Below are 22844 nucleotides of genomic sequence, written 5' to 3'. Positions count from 1 at the left end.
CGACTCGTGCGGCGCCGCCCACAGCCATGACTCACTGGCTCCTCATGGCTCAGGCCGCGTACCCCTTCGGCGGGATCAGGGTGGCGAGCTGGTCGAAGGAGAGCCAGTAGATCTGGTTGCCGCCGAAGGAGGCGGGGTCGGCGATGAGGACGGTACGGTTCGCCTCGTCGTAACCGATGACCGTGAAGTAGTGGTAGATCGTCTGGTCCGACGGGTAGCCGGGCGGCTGGTTGCCGGGCGGGGCCACGATGTTGGTCACGAGCGGGTAGTTGCTGTCGATGTCCAGGACGATGTCGTGCCACAGCAGGTCCTTCTGGGCCTGGGTGGGCGGATCGTTCGGCATCTCCTTGGTCTCGTACCAGCCGGTGCCGAGGTTGGCGTTGAGCACGCCGGTCACCTGGCTGATGTGGTCGGTGCCCGCCTCGGTGGTGCCGAGCTGCGCGGCCAGTGCGCCCTGGCTCGGCGGGGCGATCCGTGCGGACAGGGCGATGCGGGTGGCGGCGGGGCCGCACCAGTAGCCGGTCTCCTGGACCTGGTAGTCCACCGGGAGCGTGTGCGCGCTCGCCGTCCGCGCCCCGCCGATACGCAGCCGGGTTCCGGGCTCGTTCTGTCCGCTGACGACGGCGGTCCCGGCCTTCGAGCCGTCGCCGAGCACCGACACGCTCCGGGGGTGCGCGGGTTCCGCCTGGGCGGCGGCCGGAGTGAGGAGGGCGCCGGCCGCGGTCACGGCGATCGCTGTGGAGACAAGTCTCTTGCGCATACGGGCTCCTGGTGTGAGGGCATGCCTGCTGTGAGGGGTGGGGAGTGCGGGGGTGTGTGCGTGCGTACGCGGTTCAGGGAATCGGCGGAACCGAAGGACCTTCCTGGGCGAGCAGGTCACGGGCGAACTGCTCCCACTGCGCGTAGCGGTCGGGGTAGGCCGAGACCTGGACGGCCTGGCAGACCTCACCCGGCGGCATCGTCTCCCATCCCGCGATCTGGATCAGTCCCGGATTGCTGCCGAAGGGGGCCACTCCGTAGAAGGACTTGGACGAGGTGGCGACGTCGGTGATCTGCTCGGGAGTGCCCCAGCCGGTGCTGGGGCGCTGCTGGAAGATGCCCAGGGAGTCGTGGTCCACAGGCGTCAGGTAGTTGACGAACTTGGACTCCTGCATGGCTGTCATCAACGCGATGACCTGGCCCTGTTCGGGAATCTGGGCACCCTTGCCGACACCGATGACGGTGCGCGCGTTGGCCAGTTCCTCGGGTCCGAGGTCGGCCGCGGTCCGGAACGTCCGGTGCAGTTCGGCGTCGGAGGCCCGGCTCAGGGCGTCGGCGGTAGCGCCGTCGACCGAGCCGGTCCGGGGCAGGCCGTGCCGCTCCTGGAACCACTTGACGCCGTGCCCGGAGGACGCCGCCGAGGCCGAGGGGGGCACGGCACAGAGGGTGCCGGCCACGACGAGTACGGCGGCGACGGCCGCGCGGCGGGTGAGGATACGAGTAGTGCGCAACGCCACTCCTTCATCGGATCGTCGATGCGTTCCCTCGTACCGTGCCCGGGAGTTCACACGTGGACGCGCGTTGAACGGCGCGCGGGGCAAGGTGGCGGGACGCAACGCGGTGGGGGGATGCGTGGGTAGGTGGGGGGTGCGTGTGCGACAGCTCGGACAGCTTCCTTGCATGCCCATGCCAGGCGCAATCAATGAAAGCCCAGACTTACGACCCGCTGCCGCGCAGCAGCGCGCGCCCCTCCGCGGTCGCGACATGGAGCGACCGTCCCGCCCTGCGGACCGTGGTCACAAGTCCCGCCGCACGCAGCACCTTGATGTGCTGGCTTATGGCCGGGTGGGTGACCTCCAGGAGGCGGGCGAGCTCGACCGTGGACGAGCCGGTGCGGGCCGCCCTGAGGACGGCGGCACGTGTGTGCCCGATGAGCGGACCCAGCGCGCCGCCGTCCGGACGGTCCAGGGGTGTGGGGTGGGTCCAGTCCATCGCGTGGTCGATGGGATACACCAGGACGGGGCGCAGTTCACCGTCGGCGAGCGTGATGGGAGTGGGCCAGCAGAAGAACGAGGGCTGCAGGGTGATCCCCCTGCCGTCGAGACGCAGATCCTGATCCACGGGGTAGTCGACCTCCAACACCGGTGGATGCCAGCGCAGTTGGGGCCCGAGTCCCGCGAGGAGCCCATTGGTGCCGCCGTCGAGGAGGCTGTGCAGCCGGATGATGCGGTCGGCGTCGATCTGGGCGTGGACGCGCGGCCAGAAGGGCTCGAGCGCCTCCAGGTGATACGTGTGGAGGGCCTGCCCCAACTGCCGCAGGGCGGCGCCGTCGCCGCGCGCGAGCGACTCCGTCCACCCCGGGAGCCGACGCGAGGCGGCCACTCGCGTCAAGTCCGTGCGCAACCGCGGACGGGGGGTGCGCACAAGGGTGTCGACCGCCGCGTGGAGCGTCTCGCCCTCTCCGTGGGTGGGGGTGAGGAAGTCCGGGGAGCAGCCGTGCGGCGGCAGGAGCGGCGACAGAAGCCGGGCACTGTCCGAGAGGCGCGGCCTCGCCCACCGGCGCCACTCCCCGAACACCCGCGCCCCGTCACGACGTTGGAGCGTCTGCACGCTGTTGCTGATCTCCCAGAGGAAGTCGGGCCCCGAGGCGACCCGCACCCGCGCCAGGTCCTCGGCCGTGAAGTGCACCCGCAACATGACCTGCCCCTCCCCCTGTGCCCGCGCCCGGCTCCGTGGCCGCCGCGTCGCCGCGCGGCAGGGCACCAGGCCATCGCCGCGAGGCGGGTGCTGTCAAGAGAGGCGGGTGGGGCCAGGGCCCTCAAGTCCTGCTCTGAAGCGGCGGGAGAGAGGTGCGCGCTGGCCGTGAAGGCGGCGGGGGCGACTGAGGGGGGGAACACCGCAGCAGCCCCCGCGCGCGGGTTACTGCGGCACGTTCAACACGAAGTCGAAGTCCGCCTCCTTCGCGTTGCCGACGGTGCGTACGTTCATGAGCAGCCGGTCGTCGAAGAGCGGGTCCGTGTTGTTGCGCGGCTCGCCGGGGAAGTACAGCTGGGTCGTGAGGACCGGGCGTCCCGGTGCCTGCACCTTGACGTGCAGGTGCCGGGTGCGGCCCGGGTAGAGGCCGGGCACGATCGTGGTGAGCCTGAACGCGCCTGAGGCGTCGGTGAATTGATGGCCTCGGAAGCGAAATCCCGTGTTGTCGTACGTCCCGTAGGTGTCGGCCTGCCAGAAGTCCATCAGGACCCGTGGGATCGGCCGGCAGGCACGCCCGAAGACATAGCCGGTGGCGGTGAGCCGTAAGCCCGGCACGCCGGGCTGGAGGAGCGAGGTGCGCTGGGGGGAGTTGGGTTTGAAGTACGGCCCCTCCATCTGCGGGGGCGTCGGGTCGTCGCCGTCGTCACAGGCCGGGGTCGCCTCGGGGACCACGCCCCGCTCGCCCGCGGTCCGGGCGAGGGCGGGAACTCCCATGAGGGCCACGGGCAGGGCCATGCCCACCGCTGCGGCCGCTCTCAGTACGGTCTTCCGGCTGGGTCCGCTTCCGTCTCCGGTCGTGCCGATCTCGTGCTCCATCGCTCCTCCTGAGGGGTGGGGTGGGTTCCGGATCGGCACCGAAGCTATGCGGAAGGCCGGGCGCGGGCGATGGACTCAAGACGGTGGTCGTGGTGAATATCGCCGCCGCCGCGCCGGAAGTCCCCGGGACTCGCGCCGGTCTCGCGGCGGAAGAAACGGCAGAAGTAGGCCGGGTCCCCGAAACCGACCCGAGCGGCTACCTGACGGACCGACAACTCCGTACGCAGGAGCAGGCGTTTGGCCTCGTGCACCCGCGTCTGCCGGATCAGTTCGCCGGGCGTGCGGCCGGTGGAAGCCTTCACCGCCTCGCCGAGGTAGCTCACGGAGACACCGAGGTGCCCCGCGCAGGCGCGCACGGACAGCGGGGAACCCTCCGGGGTGCCGAGCAGGGCCACGAACTCCGCGGCGACCGCGCCGGGCCGTGAGCGCGGTGCGGACGGGGCCGCCGCCGGATGCCGCGCGGGCAGCCGCGCCGAACGCACCACGAGAACATGGAGCAAGGCCCGCAGCACGCTCTGGAATCCGTCGGCCCCCGCCCGGTACTCGCCGTCCAACTCGGCGACGAGGCGCGCGGCCTGGTCCGCCGACTCGTCGGGCAGTTCGAGCCAGGAGCGCCGCCCGAGCCCCCGCAGCGCCCGGCGGTCCGCGGGGTGGTCGAGGAGAAAGTCGTCGGTGAAGAGGATGACGCTCCCCTCGAGGCCGGTGACGTTCTCCCAGTGGTGGACCTGGCCGGGGGCGATGAAGCACAGGTTCGGCGGCCGCAGCGGGAAGCGGGTCAGGTCGACGACGTGCCTGCCGGTGCCGCCGGTGACGTGGACGATCTCGTGGAAGGTGTGCCGGTGCGGGAACGACGCACGCGACATCGGCCCGATGGTGTCGAACGTGCCGATGGCGAACGGCAGCGCGTTGGGCATGGGCACTTCCAGGCGATGCGTCGGCAGGCCCTCCTCACCGGGTAATCCGCTGTTCCCCTCGCCGGGCAAGACCGTTGTACCGCGCATGCGTACGCTCCTCACCACACCGGAGACTGGTCCAGACCAGTCGACTCCCCCACCATGGCATGCGCGGTCACCTACGGGGCAGAGGGTGGCCACGGGCCGTCACTGAGCCGTGAGCGGCCGTCGGCGTGACAATGGTGGTGCGGAGCACGCCTGCCGTTACGGAGAGGCGGGACAGGGATGCCGTACATAACAGTCACCGCGCTGAGCCACCCGGGGCTCGCACGCGACAACAACGAGGACAGTCTGGGCGTCGGTCCATGGACGCTGTGCGGGACCATGACCGAGAACCCGCAGACCCTGGGGTTCCCGCTCGGCACCCCCCTCGTCGTCGCGGTCGCCGACGGCATCGGCGGCCAGCCCGGCGGCGAGGTGGCCAGTGGCATCGTCGTACGACGGCTGGCGTCGCTCGGGCCCTTGCTGGACAGCGAGCAGGCCGTTCGTGACGCGCTGAACGCCTGCAATCACGCCGTGTACGAGGCGGCCGAGCACGATCCCAAGCTGGCCACCATGGGGACGACGGTCGCGGGTGTCGTGGTCCTGGGGACGGAACTCCTCGTGTTCAACGTCGGTGACAGCAGGGTGCTCGACGTGAGCCGCAGCGGCGCCCCCAGGCCGCTCCGCCAGGTGAGCGTCGACGACAGCCCACCTCCGGTGCCGGGGCGGCGCACCACGTCGATCGTCACGCAGGCGCTCGGCGGCGCGCTCCGGTTCAGCGCGGTCACCCCGCACGTCAGCACACTGCCGCTCGTCGCGGGTGAACGCTATGTGGTGTGCAGCGACGGCCTGACCGACCCTGTGCCCGAGGACGTCCTCGACGAGCTGCTCGCGGCCCACGACGGCGGCCGGGCGGTCTTCGAGCTGTGGAAGGCCGCCATCGACGCGGGTGGCCCCGACAACATCACGCTCGCGCTGATCAGCGTGGTCGACGACGACTGACCGCACCGACCGCACCCTGCGCGACCGGGGATGCGGCTGTGGCCTCGGACCTTGCGGCTGCGCCCGCTGGGGAACCGGGGACTTCTGTTGCGATCACGTACGCTCGGCGGATGGCCAAGTATTTTGACGTGCATCCCGACAATCCCCAGCCGCGCAGCATCGGCACCGTGGCCGACAGCATCCGCTCCGGCGCGCTCATCGCGTATCCGACGGACTCCTGTTTCGCCCTGGGATGCCAGCTGGGCAACCGTGACGGCCTCGACCGCATCCGCAAGATCCGCAACCTCGACGATCGCCACCACTTCACCCTGGTCTGCCAGAACTTCGCGCAGCTGGGTCAGTTCGTGCACGTCGACAACGACGTGTTCCGCGCGATCAAGGCCGCGACGCCGGGCAGTTACACCTTCATCCTCCCCGCGACGAAGGAGGTGCCGCGTCAGCTCCTGCACCCGAAGAAGAAGACCGTCGGGGTCCGGATTCCCGACCATGTCGTCACGCAGGCCCTGCTCACCGAGCTCGGTGAGCCGCTGCTCTCCAGCACCCTGCTCCTGCCCGACGAGGAGGAGCCGCTGACGCAGGGCTGGGAGATCAAGGAACGGCTCGACCACCAGGTGGACGCCGTGGTCGACTCGGGTGACTGCGGCACGAGCCCGACCACCGTCATCGACTTCTCCGGTGGCGAGGCCGAGATCGTGCGCCGCGGGGCGGGCGACACCTCGCGGTTCGAGTAACCGCTTTCGCGTAGCCGCGCGGGTCCGGGCATCCTGGTCAGCCGGTGAGACCGGTGACCCGCATCGTGATGTTCAGGCGGCCCGAGGTCAGACCGGTCGCGGGGTCCGCGGTGCCCTCGTGGACCTTGGGCACGCCGTGGAAGATGTAGCGCGAGGGCCCGCCGAAGACGAACAGGTCACCCGAGGTCAGTTCGATGTCGGTGTAGGGCTTGGTGCGGGTCTCGGTGTTGCCCACGCGGAACACGCAGGTGTCGCCGATGGACAGGGAGACCACAGGGGCCGACGACCGCTCGTCCTTGTCCTGGTGCATGCCCATCTTGGCCTGCCCGTCATAGAAGTTGATCAGCGCCGTGTCCGGCGTGTAGTCGGCCGCGGCCGCCGCGTCCGCGTACGCCTCGGTCAGCGCCCGGCGGCCGAGCTCGACCATCCAGTCCGGGAACGCCGCGACCTGCCGGCCGTTCACGTCGCCGGCGGTGCGGGTGTACCGGTACGGCTGCCAGTGCCAGCCGACGCACACCGTCTGTACGGACATGACCCCGCCGCGCGGCAGCTCGGTGTGGCGGATCGGCACAGGACCGGTGGCCCAGCTTCGGCACGCCGTGACGAGTTCACGCTGCTGTTCCAGGGTGAGCCACTGCGGCACGTGCACCGCGCCGGGGGCGATCTCCGTGGCGGGGCGGGGGATCAGGGCGCTCACGCGGTCACCTCGGCGGGCAGGTGGGTGGTGACCCAGCGGTGGCGTACGTCCCAGGTGGCGCCGTCGGCTGTCGCGCCGCGCAGTCCGTGGAGCACGTCGTCTCCGGCGAGGGCCGGAACGCGGGAGTCCTTGAGCGAGGCGAAGGCGTAACTGCGGGCCGGGTCCCAGTCGGTGGAGTGGCGCAGGCGACGGGCCAGCTGGGCGAGGCCGAGCGGCGCGGCTGCCATGACCCAGGCGTCCGGGAGCTCCGTGGTGAGGCGGCGGGCGGGGCGCAGCCAGGACGCGGCCGTCTCGGGCCAGCTCACCGTGGTGAGGATCGTGCCGCCGCGGTCCTTCCACGCGGCGGCGAAGGCCTCGGCGGCGGCCCGGGATGCGGTGTCGCGGCTGTGGCCGACGGTGACGGTCTCGATTCGCGCCTTCGGCAGGGTCAACAGGCCGATCAGGGCGGCGAGTTCGGCCTCGGTGTGCGCTGCCGGGGCGGGCAGGTCCGCGTGGGCGGCCAGGTCGGCGGCGCCGATCAGGGGTGAGCGGGAGTTCTCCCGCTCCTTCAGGATGCTCATGGTGTGCCGGTGCTTTCTGGGTCTGCTTTCCATCGAGCGTACTGAGCGGGCAGGCACACCGCGCAGGGACGGTAACCGGCCGCGACCGCGGTGCCCTCGTCGGGGAAGAACACCCGGTGGGTGGAGTAGGGGCCGCGGGCGAGGGCCCGCAGCGCGGAAGGGCAGTCCAGGCGGCCGTACAGTCGCCCGCGGCGATGTCCGGCCAGAGTGCCCGGAGCGCTGCTGGGGTACGGCTTTCCGTCCTGGCCGCACAGGGTGTACGAACGCGGGTACGGGCGCCCGGCGGCCGGGTCGGGGTTCATGCCGCGTCGTGGAAGACCAGGCCGAGCGTGCGCCGCCGCCCGGAGCGGACGGTGCTCACGCCGTGCCGCATCGGCGCGGTCGACCAGCCGCGCTTGGAGGCCACGGGCCGGTCCCGGGTCGTGAAGACGAGCCCGTGGCCCAGCGGCAGGGTCGTGGACGATCCGCGCGACTGGGCGCGGGGGCGCTGCTCGGTCATGATGAACTCGCCACCGGTGAAATCGGCCCCGGGGGCGTCGAGGCCGATGACGACCTGGAGCGGGAAGAGCATGTCGCCGAAGACGTCGCGGTGCAGGGCGTTCCAGTCGCCGGGCCCGTAGCGCAGGAGGATCTGGGCGGACTTGACCTGCCCGGCCGCGTGGCACATCCCCACCCACTCCTCCAGGCTCCCGGGCCAGGGGGCGGGCTTGCCGAGCTTCTCGGCCCAGTCGCGGGCGATGGGCAGCAGGCGAGGGTAGAACGCTGCACGCAACTCGCGTACTACATCGGGGAGTTCGTGGGTGAAGTAGCGGTAGCGGCCGGAGCCGAAGCGGTAGCGGCCCATGTCGACGGTCGCGCGGAAGCGGTCGGTGTCGTCGTACAGGGCGGCGATGTCGCGGCAGACGCCGGGGGTCAGAAGCGGGCCGGTGAGGGCGTGGCCGTACTCGTCGAGCTCGGCGGTCAGCGCGTCCCAGTTCTCGGCGGCGACGCGTTCACCGACACGGGTATCCGCCACGTGAGTGGTGTCGATCATGATCAGAACCCTTCGTGGTCGTGCGGATCGGAGGCGGGTGTCGCGATCACGCGTGTTGACGGCATGGGGACGTCACGCCGCGCACTGCCGTCAGCGGGCATTGTGGAAGATCACGCCGAGCGTGTTGCGGTGGCCGGATTCCACGGCGTTGGTGCCGTGCCGCATGGGGTGACGTCGGTAGCCGTCGCGGCCGCGGACGGGCCGGTGCCGGACAGGGAAGATCATGCCCTGGCCGAGCTGCGGCTTGACGACCACGGCGCGCGACTGGAAGCGCGGCCGCTGCTCCACGAAGACGTTCTCCCCGCCGGTGAAGTCCTCGCCGGCCTCGTTCAGCATGACGGCGATCTGCAGCGGGAAGACGATGTCTCCGTAGACGTCTTGATGCAGACAGGCGTAGTCGCCCTCGCCGTAGTTCAGGATCAGCGGGGTGGGGCGCCGCTGCCCGTTCTCCGCGCACTCGGCGAGCAACTCCTCCAGCGTGGGCGGGAAGGTGCGCTCGTCGAGCTGCGGGGCCCACTGGTTGGCCATCCACGCCATCGGCGGATACAGCTTCTCGCGCAGTGTCCGCACGAGCGGGACGGAGGCCGGGTCGGCGAAGTACTTGTAGGTGCCACGGCCGAAGTTGTGCCGCTGCATGACCACGGTCGAGCGGAAGCGGCTCGGCTCGTCGAACGTGGCGATGATCTCCTGACACTGCTCACGCGACAGCAGCGGAGGCGTGAGCGCCACGCCCTCCGCGTTCAACTGGGCATAGAGATCAGCCCACTTCAGTTCTCCGAGTGCGGGAATCGTCGGTTCGGACGGACCGCGGGGCGGGGCGTCCGACCCGGGCTCGGGGCCGAAGAGGTCGGGGGTGAGGATGGTCTTGTGCATGATTCCGTGTCCTTCGTACCGTGGGGCAGGCTGGCCCGCGCGTACTCGATGTTCGCCGCCCGCGGGTACGCGTGCTGGCGGCATTCGGACACGGCGTTCCGCCGACGGGTCATGCCGACGCCGACAAGCACGACCGCCATCCCCACGGCCACCCGGATGCTGAACGCCTCGTCGAGCACGATGGCGCCCAGCGCCACGGAGACCACCGGCAGCAGATACCCGACGGTCGCCGCGTTGGTCGCGCCCTCGTCCGCGATGATCCGGTAGGTGAGGTGGAAGGTGACGCCGGTGGCGAAGATCCCCAGGACGACCACGGCGATCAGCGCGGTGCGATCCACGTGGATCGTCTCCAGGCCGCCGACCGGCAGGGCCAGTGCCGTCAGGCCCGTGGCCGCCATGAGCTGGGCGGCGGAGAGGGAGAGGGTGGGCACACCCTTCCCGACGAGGTGGTGCCCCATGTACGCGAAACCGACGGCGTAGCTCGCCGCCGCGCCCACGATGGCGAGCGCGCCCCAACTCGTCAGGCCTGACTGCTGCCATGGCGCGAAGATCAGCGACGTACCCGCGAAACCGATGAGGAGCCCGGCGAGGCGGATGGGGCGCAGGCCTCGTTCCGTACCGATGGCGAGGCCGATCAGGACGGACCACAGCGGAGTCGTCGCGTTCAGGGCGCCCGCCACACCGGAGTCGACGGTCTGCTGGCCGACGCTGAAGAGGCCGAAGGGCAGGGCGTTGCAGAAGAAGGCGGCGACGAAGACGTGCTTCCACGTCGCACGGCCCCGGGGAAGGCGGCCCCGCGTACCGAAGAGCAGGACCGTCAGGGTCGCCGCGCCGAGTGCGCAGCGAAGGAGGGTGACCTGCACGGGAGACAGGCCTTCCAGGGCCAGTTTGATCCAGAGGAAGGTCGATCCCCACAGGAGGGCGAGTACGCCCACTCTCACCGCTGCCCGGGTTCTTCCGGGGACGCCATTCACTGTTCGCTCTCGCTCTCCTTGGCCGGATCCTTGTCAGGGAACGATGCCGTCACCGACATGAAAGGACAAGCAACAAGATTTGAACTTTCATTAAGCTCAGCTACATCCGCAATACCAGCGCCCCTCGTCCCGCACCGTCCCTTAGGCTGAGAGGCGGGCCGTGACTGGCGCTGAGGTGGAGCACCACCGGGGAGCGGCCTGACATCGTGTCGATGCCGCGCGCCTGGGCGACTCACCCTGAAGCTCAGGAGTGGCACATGCCCCAGACGCAGACAGCTCGCCCGATGGACGGCACCGGCCTCGCCCGTCGCATCGTCGAATCGAGCTCCGCGACCGCCGCCGACATCCGCCGTCGCACCGGTGTGTCCCCGTGCCTCGCGACCGTCCTCGTCGGTGAGGACCCCGCCTCGGTGACCTACGTCCGTATGAAGCGCTCCCGCTGCGAGAAGGCCGGCATCGAGTCACGGCACGTCGCCCTGCCCGCTTCGGTCGGCACCGCCGAACTGGTCGCGACGATCACCGCGCTCTCCCAGGACCCGACCGTCCACGGCATCCTGCTGCAGCACCCCGCAGGTCCCCACATCGACGAGCGCGCCGCCTTCGAGGCGATCGCGCCGGACAAGGACGTCGACGGGGTGACCATGCACTCCTTCGCGGCGATGGGCTTCGGCCTGCCCGGCTTCGTGTCCTGCACCCCCGGCGGCATCATGCGCCTGCTCGACGAGTACGACGTCGACCTCACCGGCAAGCACGCAGTCGTCGTGGGACGCAGCGCCATCCTCGGCAAGCCCGCGGGGATGCTGCTCCTGGGCAGGGACGCGACGGTCACGTACTGCCACTCGCGCACCGCGGACCTGTCAGCGATCGTGCGGCAGGCCGATGTCCTGCTCGCCGCGGTCGGACGCCCGCGCTTCATCACCGGCGCGGACATCAAGCCCGGCGCCGTGGTGATCGACGCGGGCTACAACCCGGGGAACGTCGGCGACATCGACTTCGACACCGCCCGTGACCGGGCGAGCCTGATCACGCCCGTACCCGGCGGCGTCGGACCCATGACCATCGCCGTGCTCCTCGCCCAGACGGTCGAGGCGGCGACGCGGCAGCTCGGCCTGAGCTGATCACGGTCGTCTGAGAAGGGAGTGGCTCAGGAACGGCTCAGGACGCTGACCCCGTTCGCCGTCACGATCGCCGCGATGGCGAGGCACTCCACCCAGTCGAGGGCCTGGCCCAGGACGACCATGCCCACCAGCGCCGCGAGGACCGGGTTGACGCTCATGAAGATCCCGAAGAAGCGGGCGTCGACCCGGCGCAGGGCGAGCAGGTCGGCGAGGAAGGGGACCGCGGAGGAGAGGATGCCCGCGGTGGCGGCGCAGGCAAGGGCGGTGGCCGTCGGCGGGTGGTGGGCGAGGACCACGATGCCGACCGGCAGATAGAGGAGCCCGGAGATCCCCGCGGCGGCGGCCGAGCCCTCGACGCCCGGGAGGCGGGCTCCGACCGTACGGTTGAGCAGGATGTACGAGGCCCAGCAGGCCGCGGCGAGCAGGCCGAGCGCGATACCGACGTAATCCGTGCTGGGCCGCGGGCGGGCCAGGGCCACCACCGCCACCCCCGCGACGGCCGCACAGCCGAGGTCCACCGCACGGCGGGACGCGGCCAGCGCGACCGACAGCGGGCCCAGGAACTCAAGGGTCACCGCGAGGCCGAGGCCCACGCGGTCGATCGCGGTGTAGAGGGAGAGGTTCATGGTGGCGAAGACCGCCGCCAGGCACAGCAGCGGCCACCACTGACGCCAGGTGAAGGCGCGTATCCTGGGCCTGCCCACCGTCAGGAGCACGGCTCCCGCGACCCACTGCCGCACGGCCACGACACCGGCGGGGCCGATGACACCGAACGCCAAGGCGCCTGTGGCAGCGCCGACTTGGTTGGACAGGCCGCTGCCGAACATCATCGCCATGCCCGGCAGACGGCCTCGTGCACTCGCGCCCTCGCCGGCCGGGCCGCCCTGACCGGCCGGAACGACAGCGGACGCGGCTTGGCTCTGAGACGTTCGCATGCATCGCAGGATGCATCACCCGCGCGCATACTAAAAATGCATGCACGCGCTCATCTATACGCTCTGGTCATCCATACGTCCCGGTTGTGTCTACGCTGTGGTCATGGATCTGGAACTGCGGCATCTGCGCTGCCTGGTCGCCATCGTCGACACGGGCGGCTTCACCGATGCCGCCGCCGAGTTGGGGGTCTCCCAGGCGGCCGTCTCACGGACCCTCGGCGGGCTCGAGGAGGTGCTGGGGGCGCGCCTCCTGCACCGCACCAGCCGGAGCGTCACGCCCACGACCGCGGGGGTGCAGGTTCTCGCCCGGGCCCGGCATCTGCTCGCGGAGGCCGACGACCTCATCCGGGAGGCGACCACCGGACACACGCGGCTGCGCATCGGCCACGCCTGGTCGGCGATGGGCCGCCACACGGCGGAGTTCCAGCGCCGCTGGGCCGCCGGACATCCCGACGTCGAGCTGTACTTGATCCGGACGAACTCCGCGACCGGCGGCCTAGCCGAGGGCCTGTGCGACCTCGCCGTCGTCCGCACCACCTTCAACGAGGCCCGCTTCGCCAGCGCCGTCGTCGGTCACGAGCGCCGCTTCTGCGCACTGGCGAGCGACGACCCATGGGCCAGGCGGCGTTCCGTTCCGCTGGCCGACATACAGGGCCGTACGCTCCTCATCGACCGGCGCACCGGCACCACCACCGCCGAGCTGTGGCCCGAAGAGGCCCGGCCCCCGGTGGAGTACACCCAGGACATCGACGACTGGCTCGCCATCATCGCGTCGGGCCGCTGCGTCGGTCTCACCCCGGAGAGCACCGCCAATCAGTACCGCCGCGACGGCGTCGTGTTCCGCCCGCTGCGCGACGCCGACCCGATCGCCGTACACCTCATCTGGCGCCGCCACGACCCGCATCCCATGACGCACGCCGCCGTGGCTCTCCTGACGGACCTCTACCGGAACTGAGGCGGCGGTTCGCCCGTGCCGAGCTGCAGACCGGGCCGCCCCACGGTCGCGCCCACCGACTCACCGCCGGGTCCCTTGGGCCCGGGGCCCGCGAGGATCCGCTTCCCCGCGGCTCCGTACACGTGCTTGACGTGCAGCCGGATCACCAGGCGACGCTCCCTCACCATCGCCGCGCGGAACCCTTCCCAGTCGGGATGCTCGCCCTGGAACCCCTGGAAGACCAGCGCCAGTTCATCCGCGACCGCGTCATGCGGATCGGTCACGACCGGCGTCAGCTCGGCGTCGCCCTCGGCGATCATGTAGGAGAAGCCCGCGCCGTCGGTGACGAGGAAGCTCGCGCGCGGATCGCGGCGCAGATTGCGGGTCTTGGCGCGGCTGTCGGTGACCATGAGGCGGATGAGGCGGGCCTCGGGGTCGTAGGCGTAGCCGACGTTGGAGAGTTGCGGGCGGCCGTCACGTTTGAGGGTGACGAGCGTGCCGATGCGCTGTTCCTGGAGCAGGTCGAGCAGGCTGCTTTCGTCGACTTTCCCTAAGTGCTCAGTCATGTGGTGAGAATACGAGAGGCGGTGGCCGTCCAGACAGCGCGGCCGGGGTGGGCGGCACAGAGCGATGCCCTCGTCGCCCGCGGGGGATTTAGGCTGACGAAGGCACCGCGTCCGCTGGGGCGAGTTCCTGCGAAGTCGCCCCCTATGGCCATCTGGTCAGGTCGTGGCGAGCGCCTCCGTGGGAGGAAGCCGCGCCGCGCGGACCGCGGGGTAGAACCCGGCAAGACCGCCGATGACCAAGGTCGCGCCCACCCCGCCCGCCATCGCCCAGACTGGCACCACCGATGGCCAGCCCTGGTAGGTGGAGTAGCCGGAGGTGACGGCGATGCCGAGCAGGACTCCGCCCAGGCCGCCGAGCGCGGAGAGCAGCAGGGCCTCGCAGAGGAACTGCGTACGGATCTGGCCGCGGGTGGCGCCGAGGGAGCGGCGCAGCCCTATCTCGGAGCGCCGCTCAAGGACCGAGATGACCATGGTGTTGGCGACGCCGACCCCGCCGACGAGCAGGGCCACAGCGCCCAGGCCCAGGAGCAGACCGCTGAGGGTGTCGTCGGTGGCCGCCTTGGCCTCAAGGACGTCGGAGGGGCGGGAGACGTTGGCCTCGCTGGGGTTCTCCGGGTTGGCGGTGGCGCCGAGCACGGACTGGACGTCGCTCACGGCGGATTCCTCGGCGCGGGTGTAGACCGTCGTCGGGTGGCCGTCGAAGTCCAGCTCCTGCTCCGCGACGGGCCAGCCGACCAGCGCGGCCGAGTCCAGATCGGGTACGAGCTCGTTGGGCGCGAGAATCCCCACCACGGTGAACCACTGCCCGCCGAGCCACACCTTGGTGTCGGGTCCTGCGCTGAAGACACCCAGTTGCTCGGCGGCCTTGGGGCCGAGCACGACGGCCGGGTAGCGGCGGTTCGCGGCGTTGAGCCAGCGGCCGTCGACGATCTCCGCGCCCGCGGTCTTCGGCAGGTCGGTGCGGGAGGCGTAGACGTTGAGTCCGCCGGTCTCCTCCTTCTTGATGTGGTCGTTGCGGTAGACCTTGGCGCTCGTCTTGCCGATGGCGGAGACCGAATCGACGTCCTTGATGTTGCCGATCATGTCGACGGAGGAGTCGGGCAGATGGGCCGCGTCGCCGGCGAAGGACTGGCCCGGGGAGACGGTGAGCAGGTTGGTGCCGAGCGCCGCGAGCCGCCGGTTGAGGTCTTCGCTGCTCGATGTGGAGATGCCCACCACGCCGACCATCGCCGCGATGCCGATGGCGATGCCGAGAGCCGAGAGGAAGACCCGCATGGGGCGCGAGCGCAGGCCCGAGCCGCCGACCCGCAGCACGTCGGCCGGGCCCATCCGGGCCGGTTTGGGGCGCGGCGGTGGCGCGGGGCGGGGCAGCTCGTGCGCCGCGCCCCGCTCCCCTGTCGTGCTCAACTCCTTGGTGGCGCTCATCGCAGGGCCTCCTCGAGGAGCGGGGCGGGCGTGTCTTCTTCCGGGTGGTTCGCGTCTTCCTCGATGCGGCCGTCCTTGATCCGGACCTCGCGCGGCAGGGAGCCCGCGATGTCCCGGTCGTGGGTGATGACCACGACCGTGGTCCCCGCCCGGTGCAGTTCGTGCAGGAGCTCGATCACCACCGCGCCGGAACGGGAGTCGAGTGCGCCGGTCGGCTCGTCCGCCAGGAGCAGCGGAGGATCGCCCAGTACCGCGCGCGCGATGGCGACGCGCTGCTTCTCGCCGCCGGAGAGCTGATGCGGCTCGTGGTAGAGCCGGTGGCCGAGGCCGACCCGGCGCAGGGCCCGCTCGGCGAGTCCGCGCCGCTCGGGCCGCGGCCTGCCGCTGTAGAGGAGCCCGTTCGCGACGCTGTCCAACGCCGGTACGCCGGGGGCGAGATGGAACTGCTGGAAGACGAATCCGATCGTCCCGGCCCGCAGCGCGGAGAGCTCCCGGTCGCTGAGCCGGTCGATGTCGTGACCGTCGATGTGCACGGTGCCGGTGGTGGGGCGGTCGAGGGTGCCCATGATGTTGAGCATGGTGGACTTGCCCGAGCCGGAGGGTCCGACGACGGCGAGCAGCTCGCCGCGCCGGATGACGAGATCGGCGCCTTTGAGCGCCGCGACCTCTCCGTACGTCTTGGAGACTCCGGCGAGTTCGACCACCGGGTGGGCCGCAGTGGTCACTTGGGGACCCCCACGACGGTGCCATCCGTGATGCCGGTACCGGACACCTCGACCGTGCTGTCGGCGAACATGCCGACCTTGACCGTCCGCGTCCTCACGTCGCCGTTCGCCGCGACGACCTGCACGGCGTAGCCACCTCCGCGCTGTGCCACCAGGGCGTTGACGGGGACGACGAGCACGTCCTTCCGGGTCTCCGCCTTCAGGGAGATCTGCACGGCCGCCGCCTGGTAGCGGCCGAGGCCCTTCTGGTTGGCGACCTTCATCTCGACCGGCAGGGTGGGCTTGTCGTTGCCTCCCGACTGGCCGCCGCCCGAGCCGCCGGAGCCGCTGTCCTGGGAAGGCGTGGAGGGGGTACCGACGTCGGTCACCTCGGCCTGGACGGTGCTGTCGTCGGGAAGGGTGACGGTGGCCTTGGTGCCCTTGTCGACCATGTCCTCGTACTGCACGTCGAGGTCGATGGTCACGGTGCGCTCGGTGCCGGTCCAGGTGAGGACGGGCCCGTTCGACGGGGCTCCGGCCGTGGCCTTCACCTGGGCGACGCGCCTGGCGCCAGGGGCGACCACAGCGTCGGACGGCTGCACTGCCCCGGTCCGCGCACGCCCCAGGTCGTCCTGCCAGTTCTTCACGGCCTCGGCGGTGCCCGCGTCGTACGTGTCGTCGACGGTGAAGCCGGTGTAGCCGAGCGCGGAGAGGTTCTTCTCCAGGATCTCCACGTCCCTGCCCTCGCTGCCCGTCTTCAGCGGGCGGTAGAAGGGTGTGGAGCCGTAGAGCAGCGGGACCTTCTGCTCCGCCACCTTGTAGGCGCTCTCGCCGCGCTTGATGGTGTCGCCGTCTCCCGGCACCCAGGTGATGATCCCGGCGCCCGCCCTGGTGGCGGCCGGGGCCTGTACGGCTGTCGCGTCGCCGTAGCCGAGGTTTCCGTCCACGCTCTCCGTGCGCGTCAGCGTGGTCCGTTCCACCTTGGCGGTCTTCGGCGGCCCCGAGGGTGCGTCGGCGGCCGATCCGGAGCCGTCGTCACCGAGGACGCCGGTGGTGGCGGCGCCCGCGGCGGCGACCACGGCGATCGCGGCGACGACGATCAGCGACATCCGCAGCGGGCGGCGCCTGCGGCGGGCCTCCGGTGGGGGTGTGGTCCCTTCCCCACCGGATCCGCCGTCTCCGCCGTCCGCCTCGGGGGCGGTCTCGTCACGTTCGGGTGCGACGCCGTCGGGAGTCCGTTCGGACACCGCCGCAGGCTTGTGCAGTTCCAGAGCGGCTCCGGAGCCGGCGGCCGGCTCTTCGGTCTCCGGCTCTTCGGTCCCCGGCTCTTCGGTCCCGGGTCGCCCCGCATCGGGCTCCCGTAATCCGGGCTCCCTCTCCCGGGTCTCGTCCGGCGCGGTCATCAGGCACCGCCGCCGGAACCGGTGAGGCCGCCGCCGGGCCACTTGTCCTGGCAGGCGACCCTGGCCTTCTGGAACGCGTCGCTGCCGGGGTCGATGCCGCTCGCCCCGAAGTCGAGCGACATGTTGCCGCCGTTGATCTCCGGGTCCGGCAGCTTGGGCAGGCCGTTCTCGCGCATGCACTTCGCCCAGGCCGAGACCTTGGCCGAGTCGAGGGCTTTGCCGCCGCCTCCGCCCCCGCCGAGCTGGCCGCCCTGGGGCATCTTGTCGCGGCAGGCCTCCGTCGCGCTCTGGAACTCCTGGGAGTTGGGGTCGACATCGCCGCCCGGTGTGAGCGCGATGCCGCCGCCCGCGTCCTTCTGCGGGTCGGGGAAGCCGGACACGCCGTTCTTGCGCATGCACTGGGAGAAGGCCAGAGCCTGGTCGAAGGGGCTGGTGGGCGAGGCGTCCGGCTTCTTCGGGTCGTCTTTCGACGCGGCCGACGAGTCTCCGGAGCAGCCGCTGACGAAGACGCCGGCCACGAGCGCCGACGCCGCGAGCAGTGTCTGTGCGGTTCGCTTGTGTGTGGTGGACATGGGGCCAAGTTCTACGCGGGCACCGGTCACACGGCGGATACAAGCGGTGGTGTCCGTACAGGCTCGCCCGGCAGTCGGACGTCAGCGTGGACGGCACCCCGCCTCAGCCACTGCGTGCGGCACTTCACTTCGCGCGGCGGGAGGCGGCCTGTCCAGTTCCCCCACCCCGGCGGCACCGCGGTCGAGGAGGTCCACCAGGGTGTGCCTGCTCTTGCCGGACAGCTCCCTCCCCCGTTCCGGGTCGGCGAGGTCGTACAGGGCGGCGACGACGCTCGTGAGGTCCTCCTGGACACGGGTGAGGATGTCGGCGACCGCCGCCGCGTTCGACTCGACGATGTCGCTCCACAGCCGGGAGTCGCCGCGGGCGATCCTGGTGGTGTCGCGCAGCCCCTGCCCCGCCAGATGGGCCGCCTCCGCGGGCCCTTCGCGCAGGCGCGCCGCCATCAGGCTCGCGACCAGGTGCGGGGCGTGGGAGGTCAGTGCCACCGCGTCGTCGTGGGCACGGGCCCGCATCACGCGGGGCACCGCGCCGCACAGCCCGATGAGGTCCAGGGCGCGGCCGAAAGCGGCCCTGGAGGTGAGGCGGGTCGGGGTGAGCACCCAGGGCCTGTCCCGGAACAGTTCCGCGCGGGCCGCGAGGGGGCCCGACCGCTCGCGGCCCGCCAGGGGGTGGCCGCCGATGTAGCGGGACGGCTCGGGGGCGGTGTCCAGGATCTCCCGCTCGGCGTGCACCTTCACGCTCGCCACGTCGGTGTAGCTCAACGCGAGACCATCCGCCTGGAGTTCGGCGAGGACCGGGGCGATCTGGCTGGGCGGTACCGCTAGCACGGCCAGGTCCACGGGAGCCTGCGGGGACTCGGGCCGTCCGGCGCCGAGGACCGCTGCGGCGCGGACGGCCGACTCGTCGCGGTCCGAGAGGTAGACGGTCACACCGTGCAGGCGGGCCGCGAGGGCCACGGAGGTGCCGATCAGGCCGGTGCCGACGACGGCCATGGTGCGGATCGTCACGCGACCTCACCCGGCGATGACTCCCCGGCCCCCTCCTGCGCCGAAGACGCGTCGAACTGGGCGAGCCGCTCTCCCGGCCGCTCCCCCAGTTGCTCGTCGATCAGGGCGGCCAGGCGGTCAAGGCCCTCTTCGATCCGCTCGTACGTCAACGTACTGATCGAAAGCCGGAGTTGGCGGAATCCGTCCGACGCGCCGTAGAAGTGGTGCATGGGCGTGAACAGCACGCCGTGGCGGCGCGCGGCATGTTCAAGGAGTGCGTCGTCGACGGTGAACGGCACGGTGAGCACGATGAAGAACCCGCCGGTCGGCGCGTTCCAGGTGACTTCCGCGCGCCCTTCGAGGCGCCGGTCCAGGCCGTCGAGCACCTGCCGCAGATTGCGCTCGTAGACCTCCGTCTCCTGGCGGTTGGCGGCGACGAGGCTGCAGTCGTGGGCGAGGAGTTTGCCGCCGATCACCGCCTGCGCGATCGGTGAGGTGTTCACGGTGAGCATGCTCTTGAGCTTCGACAGCTCGTCGGCGAGCAGGACCTCGCCGCTGCTGGTGCCGGTCACCCGCTGATCGGCGACCACGTAGCCCACGCGGGCGCCCGGCATCCCGGTCTTGGCGAACGAGCCGAGATATACGACGCGTTGGTGTCGGTCGAGGGCCTTGAGCGTGGGCGGCCGGTCGGTGGCGCTGCTCAGCAGGCCGTACGCGTTGTCCTCCAGGAGCAGGAGGTCCTCGTCGGCGGCGATGTCCAGGAGGCGGTGCCGGTCGGCGAGCGGCAGACTGACACCCACCGGATTGGCGAAGTCGGGCGTCACGTAACAGGCGCGGACCCGTTTTCCTTCGGCGCGCGCCCGGCGCAACTGGACCAGCAGGTCGTCGAGGTCGATGCCGTGCTCCCCGGTGCGCACCGGGAGCACGGGCATGTCGGCGAGCAGCGCCGCCCCCGTCAGGCCGACATAGGTAGGGCTCGGCGCGAGCACGGCATCGCTGCCGTCGGCGCGCAGCGCGCGAAGGAGCAGGAACATCGCCTCCTGGCAGCCGACCGTGACGACCACGGACGAAGGGTCGACGTCGATGCCCTCGTCCACGGCGAGGCCGCGCGCCACGAGGTCGCCGATGATCCCCTTCGTCGCGCCGTACTGGAACAGCGTGCGGGCGGTCTCCGCCTCGCTCAGGCCGACGCGGGTGCGGAGGTGGTCGCAGAAGACCTGGAGGTATTCGTGGATCTGGGCCACGTCGTAGAAGCCCTCGTAAGGGCGTCCCGCCGCGAACGAGATCGCGTCCGGATAGGTGTCGGCGACCTGGTTGAGGAGGTTCATGGACTCCATCGACACATCGGCGAGCGACGCGTGCAGCGTGGCCGCCCTCAACTCGGCGACGGCGATTTCCGTTTGCAGGATTTCCATGACGTCAGCGTCTCCCGACCGCTGATCCACAGCAATGGCTTGACAGGTGCGGAAACCGCGAAGGCAGTCATATCATCGGGCCGCAACGAGAATTCAGCCTCGCGACCCGACGACAAGGTCCGGAATTTTCCGCGGCACATTCCGCGGTCCGGAATTCCGTGATCCGGCGCGACGGAGCCTATCCGCATTCTTCTTCCCACGAGGACTCTGATGACGGATTTACCCGCAACGGCCCAGAACAATGAACTCACGGATCTCGCGATCGACTATGTGGAGATGTACGTCGACGGCCTGGAGGCGGCAGTGTTCGCCTGGGTCGACAAGTACGCCTTCACGGTCGTCGGCACCGGCGGATCCACCGATCACCGCAGCATCGCCCTGCGCCAGGGACGGATGACCCTGGTGCTCACCGAGGCGACCGCGGAGCGCCACCCCGCCACCACGTACGTCACCACGCACGGCGACGGCGTGGCCGACATCGCCCTGCGCACCGCCGACGTGTCGGCGGCCTTCGCCTCCGCCGTGGCGGGCGGCGCCCGTCCCGTGCGCAGGCCGACACGGCACGCGGGCGAAGGCCCCGCGGTCACGGCCGCCGTCTCGGGCTTCGGCGACGTGGTGCACACACTCGTCGAGCGGACCCCGGGGGAAGGCCCCGGGCTGCCGCCCGGATTCGTTCCGGCGCTCGGCTCGCGCGAGGCACGCACCAGTGAGGCGGGACTCCTGGACATCGACCACATCGCGGTGTGCCTGAACGCCGGCGATCTCGAATCGACGGCCCTCTTCTATCAACAGGCCCTGGGGTTCCGTGAGGTCTTCGAGGAGCACATCGTCGTAGGCGCCCAGGCAATGGACTCCAAGGTCGTGCAGAGCGCGGCGACCGGAGCGGTCACACTGACGCTGATAGAGCCCGATCCGCTGGCACAGCCCGGTCAGATCGACGAATTCCTCAAGAGCCACCACGGTGCCGGTGTCCAGCATCTGGCTTTCTCCAGCAAAGACGCCGTCCGCTCGGTGCGCACGCTCTCCTCGCGCGGTGTCGCATTTCTCCAGACCCCGTCGACGTACTACGACCTGCTCTCCGAAAGGATCGGGCTCAAGTCCCACACCCTGGACGAGCTGCGCGCGACGAATCTCCTCGTCGACGAGGACCACGACGGCCAGCTGTTCCAGATCTTCACCGCGTCGGCGCACCCGCGAGGGACGATCTTCTTCGAGGTCATCGAGCGCAAGGGCGCGCAGACCTTCGGCAGCTCCAACATCAAGGCGCTGTACGAGGCCGTGGAGCTGGAACGGACCGGGCAGCGTGCGGCGCGCTGACCCCACGGCCGTGCGCGATCTGGGCGACATCGAGAGGGCCGCGGCCGCGGCCCTGCCACCCGAGGTGTGGGACTTCATCTCGGGTGGCAGCGGCCGCGAGCGGTCCCTCACCGCGAACCGGGAGGCGTTCGACCGCATCTACATCGCGTCGCGGGTGCTCAGGGACGTCTCGCGATGCACCACGGACGCGACGCTCCTGGGGCGTCCGGTGCGGATGCCGGTGGCGATCGCCCCGGTCGCGTACCACCGACTCGTGCACCCGGAGGGCGAGTTGGCCACCGCGCGGGCGGCGAAGGCGGCGGGGGTGCCGTTCACGGTCGCCACGCTGAGCAGCGTCCCCGTCGAGGAGGTCACGGCCGTCGGCGGCTCGGTGTGGTTCCAGCTCTACTGGCTCCGCGAGCGGCGGCGCTCCCTGGACCTGGCGCGGCGGGCCGAGGACGCCGGCTGTGAGGCGTTGATGCTGACCGTGGACGTGCCCTGGATGGGCCGCCGCCTGCGGGACGTCCGCAACGGCTTCGCTCTGCCGGGCCATGTGCGGGCGGCGCATCTGGACGGCGGTGCGGCCTCGGCGGCGCACCGCCCCTCGGGGAACGGCTCGGCGGTGGCCGCGCACACGGCCGAGGCGTTCTCGCCCGCGGTGACCTGGTCGTGCGTGCGGGAGCTGCGGGCGGCCACCCGTATCCCCCTGGTGGTGAAGGGGATTCTCGCCCCCGAGGACGCGGTACGGGCGGCGGAACTCGGCGCGGACGCCGTCGTGGTGTCGAACCACGGCGGCCGCCAGCTCGACGGCGCGCTGCCCGGCGTCGACGCCCTGCCCGAGGTCGTCGACTCGGTCGGCGGCGCGTGCGAGGTCATGGTGGACGGCGGCGTCCGCGGCGGAACGGACGTACTCAAGGCGCTGGCGTCGGGAGCCGACGCGGTCCTGGTGGGGCGCCCGCCGGTGTGGGGGCTCGCCGCCGCCGGAGAGGCCGGTGTCCGGCAGGTGCTCGACCTGCTTGCCGACGAACTCCACGACGCGATGGGGCTCGCGGGCTGCGCCGATGTCGGGGCGGCCGGGGAGCTGCGTACGGTACGCATCGCCGAGCACGCACGGAGGTGAGCGGGCGGCGGCGGG

24 protein-coding genes, 1 pseudogene and 1 riboswitch are annotated in these 22844 nt (G+C 71.0%); of the genes and pseudogenes, 6 read left to right on the top strand and 19 right to left on the bottom strand.

Features of this window, described 5'->3' with window-relative positions; translation table 11 throughout:
- Positions 1-49: 49 nt before the first annotated feature.
- The 5 genes and pseudogenes from ACFVXC_RS35085 to ACFVXC_RS35065 all read right to left on the bottom strand — a co-directional run bounded on the left by ACFVXC_RS35085 (position 50) and on the right by ACFVXC_RS35065 (position 4550).
- Positions 50-760, bottom strand: coding sequence for a C39 family peptidase (locus tag ACFVXC_RS35085; RefSeq protein ID WP_389913997.1), 711 nt, complete (start codon positions 758-760; stop codon positions 50-52).
- A gap of 73 nt (positions 761-833) precedes the next feature.
- Positions 834-1490 (bottom strand): peptidoglycan-binding domain-containing protein, encoded by a 657-nt coding sequence (locus ACFVXC_RS35080; protein WP_389913994.1) that lies wholly within the window; start codon positions 1488-1490, stop codon positions 834-836.
- 205 nt (positions 1491-1695) lie between these two features.
- Positions 1696-2676 carry an ArsR/SmtB family transcription factor gene (locus tag ACFVXC_RS35075; RefSeq protein WP_389913991.1) on the bottom strand — a complete coding sequence of 327 codons (981 nt, stop codon included), beginning with the start codon at positions 2674-2676 and terminating at the stop codon, positions 1696-1698.
- A gap of 225 nt (positions 2677-2901) precedes the next feature.
- Positions 2902-3549: pseudogene (locus ACFVXC_RS35070) on the bottom strand (dioxygenase); the annotation flags it as partial.
- Between the two features lie 44 nt (positions 3550-3593).
- Positions 3594-4550: an AraC family transcriptional regulator gene (locus ACFVXC_RS35065; RefSeq protein WP_389913988.1), complete on the bottom strand. Its 957-nt coding sequence runs from the start codon at positions 4548-4550 to the stop codon at positions 3594-3596.
- Between the two features lie 177 nt (positions 4551-4727).
- Between ACFVXC_RS35065 and ACFVXC_RS35060 the strand changes: the two genes are divergently transcribed.
- Both ACFVXC_RS35060 and ACFVXC_RS35055 read left to right on the top strand, forming a co-directional pair.
- Entirely contained in the window at positions 4728-5486 is a 759-nt protein-coding gene (locus ACFVXC_RS35060) for a PP2C family protein-serine/threonine phosphatase (protein ID WP_389913986.1), read from the top strand.
- A 110-nt stretch (positions 5487-5596) separates the two neighbouring features.
- Entirely contained in the window at positions 5597-6217 is a 621-nt protein-coding gene (locus tag ACFVXC_RS35055; RefSeq protein WP_389913983.1) for an L-threonylcarbamoyladenylate synthase, read from the top strand.
- 37 nt (positions 6218-6254) lie between these two features.
- Here ACFVXC_RS35055 and ACFVXC_RS35050 read toward each other — a convergent pair whose 3' ends face one another.
- The 6 genes from ACFVXC_RS35050 to ACFVXC_RS35025 form a co-directional block, all read right to left on the bottom strand.
- Positions 6255-6914, bottom strand: a complete 660-nt coding sequence (locus ACFVXC_RS35050; protein ID WP_389913980.1) for an alpha-ketoglutarate-dependent dioxygenase AlkB family protein — start codon at positions 6912-6914, stop codon at positions 6255-6257.
- Positions 6911-7474, bottom strand: coding sequence for a hypothetical protein (locus ACFVXC_RS35045; protein ID WP_389913978.1), 564 nt, complete (start codon positions 7472-7474; stop codon positions 6911-6913). Before ACFVXC_RS35045 ends, ACFVXC_RS35050 begins: the two co-directional genes overlap by 4 nt.
- Positions 7471-7776 carry an Ada metal-binding domain-containing protein gene (locus ACFVXC_RS35040; protein ID WP_389913974.1) on the bottom strand — a complete coding sequence of 102 codons (306 nt, stop codon included), beginning with the start codon at positions 7774-7776 and terminating at the stop codon, positions 7471-7473. Before ACFVXC_RS35040 ends, ACFVXC_RS35045 begins: the two co-directional genes overlap by 4 nt.
- Complete coding sequence (locus ACFVXC_RS35035) at positions 7773-8507, bottom strand: 2OG-Fe(II) oxygenase (RefSeq protein WP_389913971.1); 735 nt, start codon at positions 8505-8507, stop codon at positions 7773-7775. The genes ACFVXC_RS35040 and ACFVXC_RS35035 overlap by 4 nt, the downstream gene beginning before the upstream one ends.
- 90 nt (positions 8508-8597) lie before the next feature.
- Positions 8598-9380 carry a 2OG-Fe(II) oxygenase gene (locus ACFVXC_RS35030; protein WP_389913968.1) on the bottom strand — a complete coding sequence of 261 codons (783 nt, stop codon included), beginning with the start codon at positions 9378-9380 and terminating at the stop codon, positions 8598-8600.
- Positions 9275-10321: a DMT family transporter gene (locus ACFVXC_RS35025; RefSeq protein WP_389913964.1), complete on the bottom strand. Its 1047-nt coding sequence runs from the start codon at positions 10319-10321 to the stop codon at positions 9275-9277. Before ACFVXC_RS35025 ends, ACFVXC_RS35030 begins: the two co-directional genes overlap by 106 nt.
- 183 nt (positions 10322-10504) lie before the next feature.
- Positions 10505-10590, top strand: a riboswitch (ZMP/ZTP riboswitch).
- Positions 10591-10611: 21 nt separating this feature from the next.
- Between ACFVXC_RS35025 and ACFVXC_RS35020 the strand changes: the two genes are divergently transcribed.
- The gene (locus tag ACFVXC_RS35020) at positions 10612-11472 is read left to right on the top strand and encodes a bifunctional 5,10-methylenetetrahydrofolate dehydrogenase/5,10-methenyltetrahydrofolate cyclohydrolase (protein WP_389913961.1); all 861 of its coding nucleotides are present in this window, start codon (positions 10612-10614) and stop codon (positions 11470-11472) included.
- Between the two features lie 26 nt (positions 11473-11498).
- Here the strand turns inward: ACFVXC_RS35020 and ACFVXC_RS35015 are convergent, their stop codons facing one another.
- Positions 11499-12407: a DMT family transporter gene (locus ACFVXC_RS35015; protein ID WP_389913959.1), complete on the bottom strand. Its 909-nt coding sequence runs from the start codon at positions 12405-12407 to the stop codon at positions 11499-11501.
- A 103-nt stretch (positions 12408-12510) separates the two neighbouring features.
- Here ACFVXC_RS35015 and ACFVXC_RS35010 point away from each other — a divergent pair, with 103 nt between their 5' ends.
- Positions 12511-13362, top strand: coding sequence for a LysR family transcriptional regulator (locus ACFVXC_RS35010; protein WP_389913956.1), 852 nt, complete (start codon positions 12511-12513; stop codon positions 13360-13362).
- Here the strand turns inward: ACFVXC_RS35010 and ACFVXC_RS35005 are convergent.
- The 7 genes from ACFVXC_RS35005 to ACFVXC_RS34975 form a co-directional block, all read right to left on the bottom strand.
- Positions 13350-13907 (bottom strand): PPOX class F420-dependent oxidoreductase, encoded by a 558-nt coding sequence (locus ACFVXC_RS35005; protein WP_389913953.1) that lies wholly within the window; start codon positions 13905-13907, stop codon positions 13350-13352. The two genes, ACFVXC_RS35010 and ACFVXC_RS35005, sit on opposite strands and share 13 nt — an antisense overlap.
- Before the next feature lie 156 nt (positions 13908-14063).
- Positions 14064-15236: an ABC transporter permease gene (locus tag ACFVXC_RS35000; protein ID WP_389914027.1), complete on the bottom strand. Its 1173-nt coding sequence runs from the start codon at positions 15234-15236 to the stop codon at positions 14064-14066.
- Positions 15237-15328: 92 nt separating this feature from the next.
- On the bottom strand, positions 15329-16057 hold the full coding sequence (locus ACFVXC_RS34995; protein WP_389913950.1) for an ABC transporter ATP-binding protein: 729 nt from the start codon (positions 16055-16057) through the stop codon (positions 15329-15331).
- Positions 16054-17283: a peptidoglycan-binding protein gene (locus ACFVXC_RS34990; protein WP_389913947.1), complete on the bottom strand. Its 1230-nt coding sequence runs from the start codon at positions 17281-17283 to the stop codon at positions 16054-16056. The genes ACFVXC_RS34995 and ACFVXC_RS34990 overlap by 4 nt, the downstream gene beginning before the upstream one ends.
- 155 nt (positions 17284-17438) lie before the next feature.
- The gene (locus tag ACFVXC_RS34985) at positions 17439-18011 is read right to left on the bottom strand and encodes a hypothetical protein (protein WP_389913944.1); all 573 of its coding nucleotides are present in this window, start codon (positions 18009-18011) and stop codon (positions 17439-17441) included.
- Between the two features lie 81 nt (positions 18012-18092).
- Complete coding sequence (locus tag ACFVXC_RS34980; RefSeq protein ID WP_389913941.1) at positions 18093-19019, bottom strand: prephenate dehydrogenase; 927 nt, start codon at positions 19017-19019, stop codon at positions 18093-18095.
- The gene (locus ACFVXC_RS34975; RefSeq protein WP_389913938.1) at positions 19016-20413 is read right to left on the bottom strand and encodes a PLP-dependent aminotransferase family protein; all 1398 of its coding nucleotides are present in this window, start codon (positions 20411-20413) and stop codon (positions 19016-19018) included. The genes ACFVXC_RS34980 and ACFVXC_RS34975 overlap by 4 nt, the downstream gene beginning before the upstream one ends.
- Before the next feature lie 210 nt (positions 20414-20623).
- On the opposite strand from ACFVXC_RS34975, the gene hppD reads away from it, so the two are divergent.
- Together hppD and ACFVXC_RS34965 are read left to right on the top strand one after the other, a co-directional pair.
- Positions 20624-21730 (top strand): 4-hydroxyphenylpyruvate dioxygenase, encoded by a 1107-nt coding sequence (gene hppD / locus ACFVXC_RS34970; RefSeq protein ID WP_389913935.1) that lies wholly within the window; start codon positions 20624-20626, stop codon positions 21728-21730.
- On the top strand, positions 21717-22829 hold the full coding sequence (locus tag ACFVXC_RS34965; protein WP_389913932.1) for an alpha-hydroxy acid oxidase: 1113 nt from the start codon (positions 21717-21719) through the stop codon (positions 22827-22829). Before hppD ends, ACFVXC_RS34965 begins: the two co-directional genes overlap by 14 nt.
- Positions 22830-22844 lie beyond the last annotated feature (15 nt).

Source organism: Streptomyces sp. NPDC058257 (assembly GCF_042881845.1).
In the GTDB taxonomy this organism is placed as follows: domain Bacteria; phylum Actinomycetota; class Actinomycetes; order Streptomycetales; family Streptomycetaceae; genus Streptomyces.
This window is presented reverse-complemented; position numbering and strand designations above follow the sequence as displayed.

What these genes read in the sequence shown, in the direction of transcription:
- ACFVXC_RS35060 (WP_389913986.1), top strand. Translation starts at nt 4,728, where the DNA reads ATGCCGTACATAACAGTCACCGCGCTGAGCCACCCGGGGCTCGCACGC.
- ACFVXC_RS34985 (WP_389913944.1), bottom strand. Translation starts at nt 18,011, where the DNA reads ATGTCCACCACACACAAGCGAACCGCACAGACACTGCTCGCGGCGTCG.
- ACFVXC_RS35085 (WP_389913997.1), bottom strand. Translation starts at nt 760, where the DNA reads ATGCGCAAGAGACTTGTCTCCACAGCGATCGCCGTGACCGCGGCCGGC.
- ACFVXC_RS35010 (WP_389913956.1), top strand. Translation starts at nt 12,511, where the DNA reads ATGGATCTGGAACTGCGGCATCTGCGCTGCCTGGTCGCCATCGTCGAC.
- ACFVXC_RS35030 (WP_389913968.1), bottom strand. Translation starts at nt 9,380, where the DNA reads ATGCACAAGACCATCCTCACCCCCGACCTCTTCGGCCCCGAGCCCGGG.
- ACFVXC_RS35020 (WP_389913961.1), top strand. Translation starts at nt 10,612, where the DNA reads ATGCCCCAGACGCAGACAGCTCGCCCGATGGACGGCACCGGCCTCGCC.
- ACFVXC_RS35035 (WP_389913971.1), bottom strand. Translation starts at nt 8,507, where the DNA reads ATGATCGACACCACTCACGTGGCGGATACCCGTGTCGGTGAACGCGTC.
- ACFVXC_RS35015 (WP_389913959.1), bottom strand. Translation starts at nt 12,407, where the DNA reads ATGCGAACGTCTCAGAGCCAAGCCGCGTCCGCTGTCGTTCCGGCCGGT.
- ACFVXC_RS35005 (WP_389913953.1), bottom strand. Translation starts at nt 13,907, where the DNA reads ATGACTGAGCACTTAGGGAAAGTCGACGAAAGCAGCCTGCTCGACCTG.
- ACFVXC_RS35055 (WP_389913983.1), top strand. Translation starts at nt 5,597, where the DNA reads ATGGCCAAGTATTTTGACGTGCATCCCGACAATCCCCAGCCGCGCAGC.
- ACFVXC_RS35075 (WP_389913991.1), bottom strand. Translation starts at nt 2,676, where the DNA reads ATGTTGCGGGTGCACTTCACGGCCGAGGACCTGGCGCGGGTGCGGGTC.
- hppD (WP_389913935.1), top strand. Translation starts at nt 20,624, where the DNA reads ATGACGGATTTACCCGCAACGGCCCAGAACAATGAACTCACGGATCTC.
- ACFVXC_RS35040 (WP_389913974.1), bottom strand. Translation starts at nt 7,776, where the DNA reads ATGAACCCCGACCCGGCCGCCGGGCGCCCGTACCCGCGTTCGTACACC.
- ACFVXC_RS34975 (WP_389913938.1), bottom strand. Translation starts at nt 20,413, where the DNA reads ATGGAAATCCTGCAAACGGAAATCGCCGTCGCCGAGTTGAGGGCGGCC.
- ACFVXC_RS35065 (WP_389913988.1), bottom strand. Translation starts at nt 4,550, where the DNA reads ATGCGCGGTACAACGGTCTTGCCCGGCGAGGGGAACAGCGGATTACCC.
- ACFVXC_RS35000 (WP_389914027.1), bottom strand. Translation starts at nt 15,236, where the DNA reads ATGGGCCCGGCCGACGTGCTGCGGGTCGGCGGCTCGGGCCTGCGCTCG.
- ACFVXC_RS35045 (WP_389913978.1), bottom strand. Translation starts at nt 7,474, where the DNA reads ATGAGCATCCTGAAGGAGCGGGAGAACTCCCGCTCACCCCTGATCGGC.